General features: G+C 56.8%; 1 pseudogene. It reads right to left on the bottom strand.

The features are described from left to right. Positions 1-447, bottom strand: a pseudogene (locus tag ACTHUM_RS19740) (glycine cleavage system aminomethyltransferase GcvT); the annotation flags it as partial.

Raw genomic sequence — 447 nt, 5'->3', positions numbered from 1 at the left:
CACCAATGCGGCTTTACCGACGAAATCGCGGCTTTCGTCTTTCAAATCAACGGTCCAACCCATGCCTGCTTCGAGCGGGCTGGTATTGTCATCCATATCGTTGCCGTAGAGGTTCATACCGGCTTCCATGCGCAGGGTGTCGCGTGCGCCGAGACCGCAAGGCTGTACGCCTGCTGCTTGCAGGGCTTTGAAGAATGCGCCTGCTTCAGTACCCGGCAGAATCACTTCGACACCGTCTTCGCCGGTGTAGCCTGTACGGGCGACAAACCAGTCGTTGCCCAAGTCTGCACCTTGGAACGGTTTGAGATTATGGACGACATCCGCCCATTCGGGTTTGACGGTCAGGAGTTTTTCGATGGCTTTAGGGCCTTGTACGGCGAGCATGCCGAGGTCGTAGCGCGGATTGAAGGCAACGCCGAACTCTTGTCCGACTTTGTGGAATTGCGC

It is taken from the genome of Neisseria sp. P0021.S006, assembly GCF_051956895.1.
This window is presented reverse-complemented; position numbering and strand designations above follow the sequence as displayed.